The 13,754-nt window shown below is 37.5% G+C and carries 15 protein-coding genes; 3 read left to right on the forward strand and 12 right to left on the reverse strand.

Features of this window, described 5'->3' with window-relative positions; genetic code table 11:
* Positions 1–39: 39 nt before the first annotated feature.
* From clpA to F981_RS09030, 5 genes are all read right to left on the reverse strand, one after another.
* Positions 40–2,316, reverse strand: coding sequence for an ATP-dependent Clp protease ATP-binding subunit ClpA (clpA, locus tag F981_RS09010; protein ID WP_004720735.1), 2,277 nt, complete (start codon positions 2,314–2,316; stop codon positions 40–42).
* 9 nt (positions 2,317–2,325) lie between these two features.
* Positions 2,326–2,751 carry an ATP-dependent Clp protease adapter ClpS gene (gene clpS / locus F981_RS09015; protein WP_004720737.1) on the reverse strand — a complete coding sequence of 142 codons (426 nt, stop codon included), beginning with the start codon at positions 2,749–2,751 and terminating at the stop codon, positions 2,326–2,328.
* 21 nt (positions 2,752–2,772) lie between these two features.
* Positions 2,773–3,516, reverse strand: a complete 744-nt coding sequence (locus F981_RS09020; RefSeq protein ID WP_004720739.1) for a DUF6776 family protein — start codon at positions 3,514–3,516, stop codon at positions 2,773–2,775.
* 82 nt (positions 3,517–3,598) lie between these two features.
* Positions 3,599–4,648 carry an N-acetyl-gamma-glutamyl-phosphate reductase gene (gene argC / locus F981_RS09025; protein WP_004720740.1) on the reverse strand — a complete coding sequence of 350 codons (1,050 nt, stop codon included), beginning with the start codon at positions 4,646–4,648 and terminating at the stop codon, positions 3,599–3,601.
* A 114-nt stretch (positions 4,649–4,762) separates the two neighbouring features.
* Positions 4,763–5,869, reverse strand: a complete 1,107-nt coding sequence (locus F981_RS09030) for a GGDEF domain-containing protein (protein ID WP_004720742.1) — start codon at positions 5,867–5,869, stop codon at positions 4,763–4,765.
* 448 nt (positions 5,870–6,317) lie between these two features.
* Here F981_RS09030 and F981_RS09035 point away from each other — a divergent pair, with 448 nt between their 5' ends.
* Positions 6,318–7,070, forward strand: a complete 753-nt coding sequence (locus F981_RS09035; protein ID WP_004720744.1) for an HD domain-containing protein — start codon at positions 6,318–6,320, stop codon at positions 7,068–7,070.
* Positions 7,071–7,073: 3 nt separating this feature from the next.
* On the forward strand, positions 7,074–7,895 hold the full coding sequence (locus F981_RS09040) for an alpha/beta fold hydrolase (RefSeq protein ID WP_004720745.1): 822 nt from the start codon (positions 7,074–7,076) through the stop codon (positions 7,893–7,895).
* On the opposite strand, the gene F981_RS09045 is transcribed toward F981_RS09040, so the two are convergent.
* The 5 genes from F981_RS09045 to rpiA form a co-directional block, all read right to left on the reverse strand.
* Positions 7,885–8,316, reverse strand: coding sequence for a GNAT family N-acetyltransferase (locus tag F981_RS09045; RefSeq protein ID WP_004720748.1), 432 nt, complete (start codon positions 8,314–8,316; stop codon positions 7,885–7,887). The genes F981_RS09040 and F981_RS09045 overlap by 11 nt on opposite strands.
* A gap of 54 nt (positions 8,317–8,370) precedes the next feature.
* Positions 8,371–8,793, reverse strand: a complete 423-nt coding sequence (locus F981_RS09050; protein ID WP_004720750.1) for a bleomycin resistance protein — start codon at positions 8,791–8,793, stop codon at positions 8,371–8,373.
* 30 nt (positions 8,794–8,823) lie between these two features.
* On the reverse strand, positions 8,824–9,180 hold the full coding sequence (locus F981_RS09055; protein WP_004720753.1) for a VOC family protein: 357 nt from the start codon (positions 9,178–9,180) through the stop codon (positions 8,824–8,826).
* A gap of 46 nt (positions 9,181–9,226) precedes the next feature.
* Positions 9,227–9,901 (reverse strand): M48 family metallopeptidase, encoded by a 675-nt coding sequence (locus F981_RS09060; RefSeq protein WP_004720756.1) that lies wholly within the window; start codon positions 9,899–9,901, stop codon positions 9,227–9,229.
* A 97-nt stretch (positions 9,902–9,998) separates the two neighbouring features.
* Positions 9,999–10,670, reverse strand: coding sequence for a ribose-5-phosphate isomerase RpiA (gene rpiA / locus F981_RS09065; RefSeq protein ID WP_035372052.1), 672 nt, complete (start codon positions 10,668–10,670; stop codon positions 9,999–10,001).
* Positions 10,671–10,785: 115 nt separating this feature from the next.
* Here rpiA and ilvA point away from each other — a divergent pair, with 115 nt between their 5' ends.
* Positions 10,786–12,324 (forward strand): threonine ammonia-lyase, biosynthetic, encoded by a 1,539-nt coding sequence (gene ilvA / locus F981_RS09070; protein WP_004720759.1) that lies wholly within the window; start codon positions 10,786–10,788, stop codon positions 12,322–12,324.
* A gap of 105 nt (positions 12,325–12,429) precedes the next feature.
* On the opposite strand, the gene F981_RS09075 is transcribed toward ilvA, so the two are convergent.
* Both F981_RS09075 and F981_RS09080 read right to left on the reverse strand, forming a co-directional pair.
* Complete coding sequence (locus F981_RS09075; protein ID WP_004720762.1) at positions 12,430–12,930, reverse strand: hypothetical protein; 501 nt, start codon at positions 12,928–12,930, stop codon at positions 12,430–12,432.
* A 48-nt stretch (positions 12,931–12,978) separates the two neighbouring features.
* Complete coding sequence (locus F981_RS09080; RefSeq protein WP_004720765.1) at positions 12,979–13,524, reverse strand: hypothetical protein; 546 nt, start codon at positions 13,522–13,524, stop codon at positions 12,979–12,981.
* Between the last annotated feature and the right edge of the window lie 230 nt (positions 13,525–13,754).

The raw sequence follows: 13,754 nt of genomic DNA on the forward strand, positions 1-13,754 counted from the left end.
CCCGCAATCAATGCGGGTTATTTTAAAGTTCATTCACAACTATGCTGGTTCAGCAGTCTGATCTTCAAAGACTTCTAATGTAAGCCCTACCGCCTTACCATTTTCTTTCTTCACAGAAACAGCAACATTACCACCATGATCTGCAAGCTCACCAAATAGAATCATCTCAGCAAGAGGTTTCTTCAAATGTTCCTGAATCAAACGTTGCATTGGGCGAGCACCCATTAAACGATCATAGCCATTCTCAGCCATCCAATCGCGAGCAGATTGATCAACTTCCAGCACCACTTTTTTGTCATCTAACTGCGCTTGAAGTTCGGTTAAGAATTTATCAACGACAGACTCAATCACTGTGGTAGGTAATGCTTTAAACTGAATTACACCATCTAAACGGTTGCGGAACTCTGGTGCAAATGCACGTTTCATCGCTTCCTGATTGTCATTACTATTGTCTTGCTCAGTAAAACCGATACTGTTACGAGAAATACTTTCAGCACCGATATTGGTGGTCAATACAATAATCACATTACGGAAATCAGACTTACGTCCATTGTTGTCGGTTAAAGCACCATGATCCATGACTTGCAATAACAAGTTAAAGACATCTGGATGTGCTTTTTCAATTTCATCTAATAACAAGACACAGTGCGGATTCTTATGAATCGCGTCAGTCAGTAAACCACCTTGATCATAACCAACATAACCTGGAGGCGCACCAATCAAACGAGAAACCGCATGACGTTCCATATATTCAGACATATCGAAGCGAACAAGCTCTACACCAAGCAATTTTGCCAATTGCTTGGTCACTTCTGTTTTACCAACGCCCGTAGGGCCTGCAAAAACAAAACTACCCACTGGTTTATCTGGCGCTTTCAAACCTGCACGTGACAGTTTAATCGCAGAAGCCAAGGCTGTAATCGCTTCATCTTGACCAAATACCACACGTTTAAGATCACGCTCTAGATATTCAAGTACCGATTTATCATCTTTAGATACTGTTTTTGGCGGGATACGTGCAATCTTCGAAATAATATCTTCGATATTTTCAACTGTAATCAAAGTATCATCTTGTTCAGCTTTTAAACGACGTTGTGCACCAGCTTCATCAATCACATCAATCGCCTTATCTGGCAAAAAACGATCATTAATAAACTTAGCAGACAACTCAACCGCTGAAACTAGCGCAGTATCTTCATATTTAACATGATGAAAATCTTCAAACTTGCTTTTCAAACCACGCAAAATATCAATTGTCTCTGAAATAGAAGGCTCATTCACATCAATTTTTTGGAAACGACGTGATAGTGCATGATCTTTTTCAAATACTTGGCGATATTCTTGGAAAGTGGTTGAACCAATACAACGTAAACTACCATTCGCCAACGCAGGTTTGATTAAATTCGATGCATCCATGGTACTGCCCATACTTGAGCCAGCACCAATGATCATATGAATTTCATCGATAAATAAAATTGCTTCTGGTTTCTTTTTCAAAGCATTGAGAAGCTGTTTCAATCGTTTTTCAAAGTCACCACGGTATTTTGTACCCGCAACCAATGCACCGATGTCTAAACTAAACACTTCAGCAGTCGCAAGTGGCTTAGGCGCTTTACCATTCACAATCAACCATGCCAGACCTTCAGCAATCGATGTTTTACCCACACCAGGATCACCCACAAGCAATGGGTTGTTTTTACGTCGACGGCAAAGAATTTGAGCAGTTCGTTCAATTTCTTTTTCACGCCCGATTAAAGGATCAGTTTTGCCTTTTTGCGCTTCAATATTCAAATTCAAAGTATAAAGTTCAAGTGGTCCAGCATTTGCTGAAGCATTTGATTCACCTTCTAAATCATCAGATTCTTCTTCAACTTGAATTTCTTCTTTACGCGCACCGTGTGACAAATATTGGGTTAAAGTCAAACGATTGATTTGATGTCGTTTTAGCAAGTAAACGGCAAAAGAATCTCGCTCAGAGTACATCGCAACCAGTACATCTGCACCCTCTACTGTGCGATCACCGCCACTTGACTGAACGTGGAAAATTGCACGTTGTAAGATACGGTCAAAACTTTCAGTTGGATGAGGGGCTTGGTCGTTGTTTTCTCCTAGTTTAGGGGTATGTTGTTCTACATACTCCTCTAACTCTTTGCGCAAACTGATAATTTCAGCGCCGCATGCTTTTAAGGCATTTACCGCTGAATCGTTATCAAGTAAAGCCAATAATAAATGTTCAACCGTAAGAAACTCATGTCTCTTTTGACGAGCCATGCTAACAGCCAAACGGAGTGAAACTTCTAATTGACGACTGAGCATGAAACCCCCTTATTCTTTTGGCTCAATCTGACAAAGCAATGGATGACCTTGAGATCGAGCGTAGTTATTAACTTGGTTGGCTTTAGTCTCCGCAATGTCTCTTGGATAAACACCAGCTTCACCTTTTCCTTCATAATGTACTGTTAACATTACTTGAGTGGCTTGGTCAAGATTCAAAGCAAAGTATTGTTGTAAAATTTCAATAACAAAGTCCATCGGAGTGTAATCATCGTTCAATAAAACGACAGAATACATCGGTGGTCGCTTCACTTCAGGTGGCGCAGTTTGTACTGCAACATCTGCTTGATCATGGTCTGGATGGTTTGGATCTTCTGAATTACTTATACGAATACTCAAGTGCCAATCTATAAATCCTGAATCACGGAATGATGATTTCACTTCATTTAAACTCATTTGACGTTTATTAGTTCGCATATTTTTCAAAATACTTATGATTTATTGAGAATTAGCCGCAGCTTGAGGAACCTCTGCAGCAAATGCTGCTGCACTGTCTACAGCTTGCCCACGTGACCAACTAAAGCGTTTAACTACTGGAGTGGCACCATTTAGACGGATTTCGATAAATTGTGGATTAAAACCCTTAGGCATGGTCCAACGACCAGTTAAGCGCTCATAATCAGTAAAGTTATAATTCGCATCTGCCATTGGCACTGTTAACACCTCAGTGCCACTAATCAAACGAATTTCAACGGAACCCGTCGCACGTCTTGGACTGACTTGAATAAGATCAAGCTGATATTCATAAGCGTTTTCTGGTAATGGCTTAACCGCCAAGTTTTGAATTGTTAAACTCAAACCGCCACGTTGTTTTAACACTTCACGATAAATCGCACTCATCACATCAACTTGTGATTTTTCAGCATTGGCTTTGTTCAATGACTCTAACAAATCGTTAGAGTTCGAAACAGCCACGTCTCTTTCCTGTACAGCAGCATTTAGGCTTTTATTTAAATTAGCCAGCGTTGTTTTTTGTTGCTTCACAACTTCTACCAACTGTTCTGCATCTGCATCAAAACCGACTACCGTTAGCCCTTGGCGATGTCCAACTGTATAACCTAAAAGTACACTGCCAGCACATAATACAACCCCACCGATCACCAAAGGCATATTCCCTTTTAAAAAAGGCTTTTTCGGTGCTTGAGCTGGTTGTGACGCGGTATTTGTTTCTGTGTTCTGCATCATCATCTCTAAGTATTATTGATAGAATCAAAACACACATTTAACCGCAAAGTTATATGTGTGTGAAGCCATAAAGCGTTTTTTATGGTAATAATCCGATACCTTGTAAACCAGCATCTTCAGCAAAACCAAACATTAAGTTCATATTTTGTACAGCCTGTCCTGCCGCACCTTTGACTAAATTGTCTTGAACAGACAAAACAATTAACTTGTTCGGATGCGGTTTATACAGTGCAATTCTGAGTTGGTTTGCACCACGTACAGAACGTGTTTCTGGTGAACTATTTGCAGGCATTACATCTACAAATATTTCATTTGCATAAAATTTTTCATAAATACTTTGTAAATCTGCTGCTGCGCCTTGCTCTGTCAAATCAACATAGATCGTACTGAACATACCACGAATCATCGGAACTAAATGCGGTACAAAAAGAATCTGATCAAATACATTTTTTTGACCTGAAATATTTTCTAATGCTTCTACAATTTCAGGATGATGACGATGTCCAGCAACGCCATAGGCTTTAAAATTATCAGCATTTTCTGAATAAATCATGCCTAGACTAGCTTTACGCCCCGCACCTGATACACCAGATTTCGCATCAATGATAATACTTTCTGGTTTAACCAATGTTTCAGCTTGCTTAAAAAGTGGCGCTAATCCCAACTGTACAGTGGTTGGGTAACAGCCAGGATTACCGACAACATTGGCATTTTTAATCTGTTCACGATTAAGTTCAGATAAACCATATACAGAATCTTTCAGTACTTCTGGACAAGCGTGCTGCATCCCATACCATTTTTCAAACTGTGCTAAATTCTGCAAGCGAAAATCAGCGGCTAAATCGATAACTTTGGTATTTGCTGCCAAGAGTTGTTGCGCATGTTGCATTGCCACACCATGCGGGGTCGCAAAAAACACGACATCACATTTTTTTAATTCATCAATGTTTAAATCTGAATATTTAAGCTCGGTGTGTCCACGTAAGCTTGGAAACATATCATCTACACGGCGACCATCTTCGGTACGTGATGTCAGTACATTCACTTGAACATTTGGATGTCGTAGTAAAAGACGCAACAATTCAACGCCTGTATAACCTGTTCCACCGACAATACCCACTGAAATCACGTTTTTTACCTCGATTTAAAAGTATCCATTTTGTAGTGCTGTAGTATGACAGGAAGTTGATGCTTTCTAAACTATTTTACTGGGTTTTTATGATATTTTAGCATTATGACAAAGTTAAATTCGCATAAGTTCAATTGATGCATCTTGCGCAATACAGTTGCGCCCTCTACGTTTGGCGACATACAAAAGTTTGTCAGCAGCTTCTATACCGCTGGCTAAATTACGATGTCGCACTTGTGTTAAACCAAAGCTGGCTGTCAATAAGATGGGTTGAGTTAAAAATTGCTCAGTTTCAATAGCAGTCCGCATACGCTCAGCAATTTTATAGGCATCACTGAGATCTTCAACTTGTAATAAAACAATAAACTCTTCACCACCAAAACGCCCCACTAAGCCCTTTTCACTAACATGCTGACTGACAAGACGACCTACACTCTGCAAAATCTGATCACCCACCAGATGTCCATAGGTGTCATTAATTTTCTTAAAATGATCGACATCACACATCAACAAAAAATATTGCTTTTCTGGTAAATCGATTAAATTTATTTTAGCTGCGTCATAAAATCCACGACGATTGAGTAAATGTGTTAATGGATCTCTGCAACGTTCATCATTTAATTTAAAAATAATATCTCGAACTAATGTTCCCAAAAGTACGATCGCAAACCACATGCTCAGGATAATACTGGCAGCAAGCATCATTAACCACCATACAGAATCCACAAGCATACTGGCTTCAATATTTTTCAAAAAAAAGAAAATAATAATGACACGGACAAAAGTATATACAACGATAAAAAGATAGGAATAATCGACCAGCTTATTTAACCAATCACTTTGCTTATCATCTTTAAAAATAGATACTAAAACTAAGGATTCAACTGTGGCAATACTAAGATTTAAAATCAGCATCCGGATCCATAGCTGTTCATCAACAAAAGCATAATAGACCAACAAGCATATTGTGATAAAGATCAAGAAAAAAGCGACTAAAGCGTGTGAACTAGCATTCTTTCTCAATGCCATAGTATATGCACTGGCCCACGCGCCAAATAGGTATAAACCACCTAAAAGTGGAGCAGAAAATGTTAATTGTAGGTTAGACATAAAACTTTGTGCAGTTAAAGAAAAAGATGGCACGATATATCCAAGACCCAACCAAAATAAATAAGTAGGTGCTTTAAAAAAGTAATGGCAGATCAAAAGTAAACTGCCCATTAATATCAGGCAGACCGGTACAATCAAAATAAAGTAATGAGTATCTGCAAAATTCACGTCTGATATCTTTATGATAAGAAATAGGAAATATTGGCAAGTCGCCAAGTTTAGAGTATTTTTTAATTCACTCCCAACTTATGCTTAAAATAATCAGACTATTTTGTAATTTAACTGCTTTTATTAAGAAATACTTTTAAAGCATTATACAATCACTTAAAATTCATGATGATAAATACACAATAAACATGTAATTTAATGACATCGCCTATAAAATCATCAAATTAAACCTCTAAAAAAAATGATAAACAAACCTTTTCATTTTAATTCTCGTTTTTGGCATAAAAGACTATTCAAACAAATTCAAAGAAAACGGTCTTGTCTTGCTAAATGATCTATGCATAATAATTTAGAGTAATTACTCTAAAATCAACAAAAGGACGCATTGGTCATGATTGGATCACGAGCGTGGATGAATACAAGTAATGGAAAACTTAGCTTTAAAGAGAAAACTCAGCTTATAAAACAAGTCCTCATTCCTGCCACACTGAACTATGGCAAAACATTTCGAAAGGCGAATCATGATTCAACTTCATTTACATTGGATAGTTTTCAGATTCCTGACACAGCAATTGTCAAAGAAGCGATGGACGAATTAGAACAAACAGCCTCTCAAGCGATCATCAATCATTCTTGGCGGAGCTATTTTTGGGCTATTGCTATCGCCCACACCAAACAATGGCAATTTGATCAAGAGAGTCTTGTTATTTCATGTTTGATGCATGATTTAGGACTGGTTAATCATTTGGATCAATATGCATGTCAATGTTTTAGCTTTGAAAGTGCCTTAAGAGCTGAAACCCTCTGTAGCAAACACCATTATCCCGAAGACAAAATGGTTAATATTTCAAATGCGATTTGTTTACATATGAATGGCAGTTTAGATGAAAGTGATCACAGTCTTTCTAAAGAAGTGCTATTACTGCAAAAAGCCACTTCCTGTGATGTAATTGGGACTGATCTCAGCTTATTTTCAAACAGTTTTAAAAACCGAATTTTAACCCAATATCCACGGGTACATTTTAATTCAGAAATGCGTAAACTTATCTCAATTGAAGCAAAGAGAAACCCTCAATCACGGACTGCTTTAATGCATAAACTCGGACTTTCAAGCATGATTCAAATGAATATTTTTAAGGACTAAATCATGAAAAACACCTCTTTTACCCAAAAGAATATTGATTTTGGGCAATATCCAATTGTAGTCGATATTTATTCAAACCCTGAAAACAGCCATAGTATTATTTTGCTGGCTGCGCTAGGCATAGCAATCAGTAAATACGAGGTGCTCATTACCGCTTTAAGCCAAAGTGGCTTGAATGTTATTGTGGCTGATTATCCCCATTGTGGGCGTAATACTCCGCCTGTTTTAGCAAAGATTGATTATGGTTATGCTGATTTACTCAATGACTTTATTCCTCAACTGGAAAAGCTGGCCTTAGAACTAAACCAGCAAGTTCCAATCTTATTTGGACATAGTTTAGGTGGGCATTTAGCAACACTTTATGCACAAAATCATGCAAACAAAGTCATTGGTGTTGCCACAGGCAATATCGGTTTAAAAAATTGGGACTTAAAAGGTAAAATCAATATTTTAAAAGCAGTCACAGTGATCAACGCCATGATTTTAAAAGATGGTTATTTTGCTGGCTATAAAATTGCTTTTGGGAATAAAGAGACAAAATCCTTAATGCGTGATTGGTCTAAAGTTATCTTTACAGGAAATTATGCAGATATTATTGGGCAAGAAAACGTGGTGAATAACGCTGCCTTATTTGTCTATTTTAATGGCGATGATTTTGCACCAATGTCTTCAATGCTTGGCCTAAGTGGTTATTTTAAAAAACCACAAATAAACACGCTGGATTTAACCCATAAAAGCAAAGGCAATCAACATAGTGCATGGATTAAACAGCCTGATGAAGTCGTCGAAACAATTCGGGAATGGATCGATGGTTTTACTGAATAAGTTTTGCTTTTGACATCAATATATATCCACCTTCTTCACTTACTCCAGTGCTGTTTGCTTTCCAGCCATGACCTAAATAAAAAGACAAAGCTTGTTTATTTTCTGATAAACATTTGAGATAGCCTGTACCCGTAAACAGTTGTTCTGCTGCGTGTAGCAATGCTGCTCCTACACCCTGATTTTGAGCATTTGGGGCAATAAATAGATGATGTAAAAAGTTCTCTTGCAGGTAAATAGATGCAAATCCCAAATATTCTTGGTCTTTTTCAGCCACTAAAACCATTTCATTTTCAGTGTATTTTTCAAAATCACTCAGCCCCCATTTCGAAGAATCCAACCACGGCCAACTTAATTTTCTGGTATTTAAAAAAAGTTCACTCAATGGTGCTCGGTCATGATTTTGAAAAGATCTGATGTGCATCGCTGTACCTCCATTAAAGTCCCTATAATCTTGCCTTATTTAATCCAGCCTTATTTAATCTAGTGTTATTGTTCTTTCCCCAATCACCTCAACAATTCGTAATAAATAACCATCTGGATCTTGAACTAAAAATTGCTTTTGTCCATGCTCTATAGTTTCTGCACGGTACCAACGTTCTTCTAACGCTTCAAAAAGCGGCCATTGTGCGACATCCAAACGATTTAAAATACTGTCGAGTTGGTCTACTTCAAACTGAAAGTTAATCCCTCTTCCCAATGGGTAGGCCAATACTCCTGTTAACCATTGCCCTTGTTGTTGTTGCTCCAACATAAATTGAACACCATCAAGTTCCACATAGATAAATTTTTCTTCAGTTCGTTGATACATTACAGAAAAACCCAGTATGTCGACCCAAAACTGATAACTTCTCTTCAAATCGGTGACGATCAATTCTGGAACTAATTTATTCCACTGCATTTTAAAACCCAACTTAAGTCATTAAATTTTTTAATATTCAATATGTTGTAAAATATTTACAACCTTTCCAAATGGATCTTTGACATAGAATCGCCTAACACCCCAGTCTTCATTGGTTAACGGGTAAAGAATGTCTAAATCTAATTTTTTGGCTTTTTCATAAAGTTCATCCACATTGTCGACTTCGATTGAAAAATCAGGAACATCTGTATTATTTCCCCCTTCCGAAGCAATACTGATTTGTGGATGCATGATTTCTTGACTGGCAAATGTTTTGATCCAGCCATGATCCATCACCAAATCCATCGCTAAAAAATCACCGTAAAAAGCTTGGGCACTGGCTAAATCTAAGGCTTTAATATTACTTATGATTCTTTTTACAGTCATACGCTTTTCCACATTTTTTTTAATGCAATCTAGAAATTTACTTATTTTATTGCGCCCACCACCAAGGCATTACACTACTTTTTAAAACTTTACGATGCTGCTGATAGTGCTGATCATGCTTTTCAACTTCAGACCAAAAAGCAGCGCTATGATTAAAATGTTTGGTATGTGCCAATTCATGTACACAGACATAACGGGTAATTTGTTGATCACATAAAACCAAGGCACTATTGAGCATAATATCATGACGGGCTGTACAACTTCCCCAACGCGTTTTCGGGTGTCGAACAGCACACTGTCCAAACTTTAAATGGGTTTCATCACTGACTTGCTTTAAATAAATCGGTAAATAATGCTTTGCATAAGCAATCACAAAAGCTTTTAAATAGCTTTCCGGCTGACGGTCGCTGACAAATAACTGATGCTTTTGCTCATCTAAAATATAGCTATTTTTTTGAGTTTTATAAATAATTTCTAGGGGCAGTTTTAAATTAAACAATTGCAAGCTTGTTGGTAATATCTGATCAACCTGCTGTATTTTTTCCTGCTGTTTATGCCATGTCTCAATCATCCATTGTTCAGACTCGTGTAAAAAATGCTGAATCTGACGTTGGGTACAATACTTAGGCACAGTTAAGCGAATCTGCGTGGGTTCAACACGTAAACGTAAGCGTGTTGCCCGTGCATGATGTGTGATTTTTATTTCAGGAAGATTTGCCATCTTAATACGCTTATTTTTAGAATCTCCCCTAACCTTTCTTTACAAAGCAAGGAAAAAGCCTCGTCTTTACTCAAGCAGAAGTTAGGGGAAATTTTTCTTATCCTGCGGTACGCTCTTCAATACCATGATTGGTGGCAACTACAGCAACATCAGCTTTATTGATCGCAAAAATACCATTACACACCACACCAGGAATATCGTTAATGGTTTTTTCGACCTCTAATGCATTCAAAATATTTAAGTTATACACATCCAGAATGACATTACCGTTATCCGTTACCACACCTTCACGATAAACTGGGTCACCGCCTAAAGATACAATTTTACGCGCAACTGCTGAACGTGCCATAGGAATCACTTCGATAGGCAATGGAAATTCACGGCCTAGCTGATCAACCCATTTCGAGTCATCAACAATACATACAAACTTTTTCGCAATAGATGCCACGATTTTTTCACGTGTGAGTGCAGCACCACCGCCTTTAATCATATGTAAATGACGGTCAATTTCATCAGCACCATCTACATAAGCATCTAAACCACCAACATGGTTCATATCAACCACTTCAATGCCTAATTTCTTAAGACGTTGAGCTGTTGCTTCTGAACTGGCTACGGCTGCTTCAAGTTGTAACTGAGGTAATAATTCAATTAAGAAGTTCACTGTACTACCAGTACCGACTCCCAAAATGCCCCCTCTTGGTAAGTGTTTTAAAGCGGCTTGGGCTGCAGCTTGTTTTTTCTCGTCCTGGGTTGCATAAAGGCTCATGACATCTCTCAATAAAATTTCAATTTCCTGCACATTTTGCATAATTTTAAAACGCAAAGGTACAACGGTTTGTTACAATGAGCGCTCATTTTAAACTGTTAGATGGAAAATTAACATGCTGTCTCGTTTGGTTCGACAAATATTACAGGCAACGGTGTATGACGTTGCAATCGAAACCCCACTCGAAGCAGCGCCACGAATTAGTGAAAAACTAAACAATAACATTCGCTTTAAACGCGAAGATTTACAACCTGTCTTTTCCTTCAAACTACGCGGTGCGTATAACCGTATTAGTCAATTACCGAAATCTCAGTTGGAACGTGGCGTTATTACTGCTTCAGCAGGTAACCATGCTCAGGGCGTGGCTTTATCTGGTCAAAAGTTAGGTATTCGCGCCATTATTGTGATGCCGAAAACCACCCCTGATATTAAAGTTCAAGCAGTAAAACGATTGGGTGGCGATGTTGTGCTTCACGGCGACTCATTCGATGTTGCTAACAAATATGCCATTCAACGTGCAAACGACGAAGGTTTAACCTTTATTCCGCCTTATGACGATGAACTGGTTATGGCCGGCCAAGGTACAATTGCCAATGAAATATTGCGTCAGTGGCGTGATGTTGAATATGTATTTGTTGCTGTGGGCGGTGGTGGTTTAATTGCTGGTGTAGCGGCATATCTTGGTGATGTTGCCCCACATGTCAAAGTTATTCCTGTCGAATATGATGAATCTGCATGTTTAAAAGCAGCATTTGAAGCCAATCAACGTGTAGTACTCCCTTCTGTAGGATTATTTGCAGATGGCACAGCCGTTGCTCAAATCGGTGAAAAGCCATTTGAAGTGATTCAACTACAAAAATCTGATAACTCAGGTCCAATTGTTGAACGTGATGTGGTACTGGTCAATACAGATGAAATCTGTACGGCAATCAAAGACACTTATGATGAATGTCGTAGTATTGTTGAACCTTCAGGTGCTATGGCGCTTGCAGGTATCAAAAAATACGTTGCGGCACATGGTCTTGAAGGCAAAAATATGGTGTCGATTGCTTGCGGCGCCAATATGAACTTTGATCGTTTACGTTATATTGCTGAGCGTACCGAACTCGGTGAACGTAAAGAAGCCATTTTTGCAGTGACCATTCCAGAAGAAAAAGGTTCTTTCCTGAATTTCTGTCGTGCTTTGCAAGGGCGTAATATTACTGAGTTTAACTACCGTGCCAGTGATGCATCTGCCGCTCAAGTCTTTGTCGGTATTAGCTTAAAGGCTGGTGAAAAAGAACGCCATGACATCTATGAAGCCATGAAATTACATTATGATGTCGATGATTTATCGGATGATGAAGTTGCAAAATTGCATATCCGTTATTTGATTGGGGGTCATGCCGATATTGCCAATGAACGTTTGTTCCGTGTTGAGTTTCCAGAACGCCCAGGCGCTTTATTAACATTCTTGGAGCGCCTTGGTCCAACCCATAACATTAGCCTATTCCATTATCGTAATCACGGTGCAGCAGAAGGACGTGTTTTGGTTGGCTTGGATGCAGAAGATGCGGTACAAAATCCAGATGGACTGATTGAGACTTTGGAAAATATCAATTACCCATATCAAGAAATTACCAATAACTTAGGTTATCAACGTTTCTTAAAATAGAAATAGCTTCAAAATTGAAATAGCCTATAAATTTTTATTGAAATAGCCTATAAATTTTTTATGGGCTATTTTTTTATAAAATCAGAACAATTCGAAAAAGTTAACTTAATAAACCGCCATATTTAAATCACCAACATCATTAAATGCGTCATTAAAAGCATCCACAATTTGATTTAATTGTTGCTCATCTTGTGAGGGTACAAGCATCCAATACGGATTTTCACGATATATAACCAATAAAGAAAGCTGATACTGATTTGCAACCAGTTTAATTTTATCGAAAATGATTTCTTCTGTTTGTTGCATTGCGTCCATTTGATCATCAAATGAGACCTCATCATCTTCTTCATCGTATTGATCAAATACTTCAGCTATTGCAACTTCAATCTCATTTTGCAATTGCTCAGTATCAATATTGTGCTGGTTAAAGTAGAAATCATCTTCAATTCCATTGTCATAATATTCTTTTAATTCAATATAATGCAGGAAATCATGCTGTTGATTCAGCCATTCACTAAAACTATAAAATTCAGTATCTTGAGGAATTTTTTGTACATTTAGCTCGGGAATTAAATGTTGAAGTAATGAATATATTTTCTGTGACATGGATATCTCTCTATTTTATTATCAATATGTTGAATTGATTGCAAAAAACTAAGTCGATCTTGAACAATCAAATAATGCGTAATGTTCTATACTGACATCTTCATCGTGAAATTGTTTATTAAAACACTTGCAGAATTTTTCAATTTTATATTCATGATTTGGTACGATCAACCAATAATAATCTTCAGCATAAATCAGCAACAGTTCATGATCATGTTGTCTGGCCTGTTTTAATATTTCCTCGAATACAACATCATAAACTTGATCTTGAACATTGTAATAGCGTCCAATAACATCTTTGTGTACTTCATAATGATCAAATAAAGGCTTCGCTCTTTCACGAATTTGAGTTTGAATTCCCAAGCTATCTACTGCATATTCATGAAAAACCGCACAACGCTCAATCTCATTTTCATGAAATTGCATACGATCAATTTTCATTAAATATCCACGAAATCGCCCACCAAACTTTTCAGCTTCGATCCAATTGAGAAACTCAACAAAACGTTTACGATGTTTCTTTTTAGGAATATCTCTTTGCTCCAACGCTGGGAACCAATGTTGGAGAATTTTAAAAATTTTCTTATCGTCCATTTTTTATCATCCATTTTTTATTCTTGGATCGAAAGCCAATCTTGGCTTTGCATTTTTAAATTTCAAAGCAATGGTATCGGATCAATTTTAAGTTTTTATGACATAAATCTGGTTTTATTTACATTTATCGCTTTTTATTCTCAGTTTGTAGATTGGCGTTGCAATACTTTAAAGATAAAATATATAAAAATTGAATATGATCATACCAACACAAAATCAGTGTCGGGATA

The sequence above is a fragment of the Acinetobacter guillouiae CIP 63.46 genome (assembly GCF_000368145.1).
Lineage (GTDB): Bacteria > Pseudomonadota > Gammaproteobacteria > Pseudomonadales > Moraxellaceae > Acinetobacter > Acinetobacter guillouiae.

Excerpts from the sequence above, each read along its gene's own strand:
- F981_RS09060 (WP_004720756.1), bottom strand. The coding sequence starts at position 9,901 with ATGGCAAATCTTCCTGAAATAAAAATCACACATCATGCACGGGCAACA.
- rpiA (WP_035372052.1), bottom strand. The coding sequence starts at position 10,670 with ATGAGCCTTTATGCAACCCAGGACGAGAAAAAACAAGCTGCAGCCCAA.
- ilvA (WP_004720759.1), top strand. The coding sequence starts at position 10,786 with ATGCTGTCTCGTTTGGTTCGACAAATATTACAGGCAACGGTGTATGAC.
- clpA (WP_004720735.1), bottom strand. The coding sequence starts at position 2,316 with ATGCTCAGTCGTCAATTAGAAGTTTCACTCCGTTTGGCTGTTAGCATG.
- F981_RS09040 (WP_004720745.1), top strand. The coding sequence starts at position 7,074 with ATGAAAAACACCTCTTTTACCCAAAAGAATATTGATTTTGGGCAATAT.
- F981_RS09055 (WP_004720753.1), bottom strand. The coding sequence starts at position 9,180 with ATGACTGTAAAAAGAATCATAAGTAATATTAAAGCCTTAGATTTAGCC.
- clpS (WP_004720737.1), bottom strand. The coding sequence starts at position 2,751 with ATGCGAACTAATAAACGTCAAATGAGTTTAAATGAAGTGAAATCATCA.
- F981_RS09080 (WP_004720765.1), bottom strand. The coding sequence starts at position 13,524 with ATGGACGATAAGAAAATTTTTAAAATTCTCCAACATTGGTTCCCAGCG.
- F981_RS09035 (WP_004720744.1), top strand. The coding sequence starts at position 6,318 with ATGATTGGATCACGAGCGTGGATGAATACAAGTAATGGAAAACTTAGC.
- F981_RS09020 (WP_004720739.1), bottom strand. The coding sequence starts at position 3,516 with ATGCAGAACACAGAAACAAATACCGCGTCACAACCAGCTCAAGCACCG.
- F981_RS09030 (WP_004720742.1), bottom strand. The coding sequence starts at position 5,869 with ATGGGCAGTTTACTTTTGATCTGCCATTACTTTTTTAAAGCACCTACT.
- F981_RS09045 (WP_004720748.1), bottom strand. The coding sequence starts at position 8,316 with ATGCACATCAGATCTTTTCAAAATCATGACCGAGCACCATTGAGTGAA.
- F981_RS09075 (WP_004720762.1), bottom strand. The coding sequence starts at position 12,930 with ATGTCACAGAAAATATATTCATTACTTCAACATTTAATTCCCGAGCTA.
- F981_RS09050 (WP_004720750.1), bottom strand. The coding sequence starts at position 8,793 with ATGCAGTGGAATAAATTAGTTCCAGAATTGATCGTCACCGATTTGAAG.